This is a genomic window from Shigella sp. FC1967, from assembly GCF_001743005.1.
GTDB lineage: Bacteria > Pseudomonadota > Gammaproteobacteria > Enterobacterales > Enterobacteriaceae > Proteus.
Genome location: NZ_MIIZ01000995.1, coordinates 1 through 1382, shown reverse-complemented (window position 1 = coordinate 1382; position 1382 = coordinate 1). Strand labels below are relative to the sequence as shown.

Below are 1382 nucleotides of genomic sequence, written 5' to 3'. Positions count from 1 at the left end.
GCTTGTTCGAGGGCCAAAGGAGGCAGACAAATTTCATGAACATTGCTTTTCAGCCACGGCGGAGTGATAGGCGTATAGGTTTTGAGCCGACGTTCGGGGATAAACAAGTTGTTTGCGAAGTAACTGCATGTGAACCCCCCCATTTTAGGGAAATACAATGTCGCACTGATACAGATGGCCGCAGAAACCTGCTGCCAAATTGTTCGCATATAAGGCTGGGTATTGATCTCACCAGAGATGATTTGCGGATACCGTTTCACGGGGGAGAATGTCAGCCCAAAGTGGTAGTGAGGTGAGTCAGCCTTATCAATCGCATATTGAAGCGTTCTGATCTGGGCCTTCAAGGAACCAGGTAATTTCCGGTAGTTCTTGGTTGACTTAACGAGGTTGACAATACGGCTTAACGCATGGAAATACTCAACCCCAGGAGTCAGGGATACCTTACCAGCTTCTTTATCTTGATCATCCGCATTGATGATGATGCTGGCCTCCTTTTTTATGTCCTTCATCTTCCCGGCTGGAATGATCCCCGCGTTACTATGGGACTCCAGTTCTTTGATGAAAGACCGGAACGAGAGGTTGTCACTGATCATTCGGGATGCGGTTTCCTCAAGAAGATGCGCTTCATCGACAAAGAGGAACTGATACATAGGCAACAAACCAATGTCATTGTTCTGGTACACCTCCTTGGATAGAAGGTCTTCTCTTCTTTGTAGCTCGTCTATGTCTTCTTTCAAGATGCGCTTGGCCTCATCCGTCGCCTTACCCAGCGCCTCGATTCGAGATGATATATCCCGCTTGGTAGCCTTCAACTCGTCGGTCAAGTCATGCTCGCTCTGTGCGATCCTGATGCGTCGAGTTTTAGCATCTATGGCAAGCATTGCGTGGGTACAGAGCACGATTTCAGGGTAAACATCTTCTCGCACGAACTGACTTTTATAGGCCAGATACCCTGGGTCTTCGCTCGATGCGTCCACCCCCAGCACGACCTCAGACGTAGCAGCATTGGGGAAAAGGCTGACCAGCTCATCAAGCAAATATGCGGGAGCGGCGTCGATTTCACGCTCTTGAAGCAGGCCGGTTTGCATCCATCGTTCGACGGCATGGAGGACTTCTTGAGGGATCTCGTCATCGGCCAGATACCGGCGCAGTTTGTCCACACTCACGAAGCTGTTTCTTCCCAACACAACCCTAAGCGGTACCATCTTCACACCAGCCGCCACCAGTCGCTCATAGGTCTTAGCCATCTGCTGGATGTTGCTTATGGTGTTTGTTGCGATAACAGAGCGCTGCCCTTTTGCAGCGGCGATCTGATTAGCACTGGCAAGGATGGTCAGCGTCTTACCTATCCCTGTTCCACCTTCGACCATGCCGATGCCCCC

1 protein-coding gene is annotated in these 1382 nt (G+C 50.5%); it reads right to left on the bottom strand.

Annotated elements, in window-relative coordinates:
• Positions 1–1370 (bottom strand): type IV CRISPR-associated DEAD/DEAH-box helicase Csf4 (gene csf4, locus BHE89_RS17255; protein ID WP_216081025.1); only part of this gene is annotated, 1370 nt, incomplete at its 3' end.
• Positions 1371–1382: the final 12 nt, after the last annotated feature.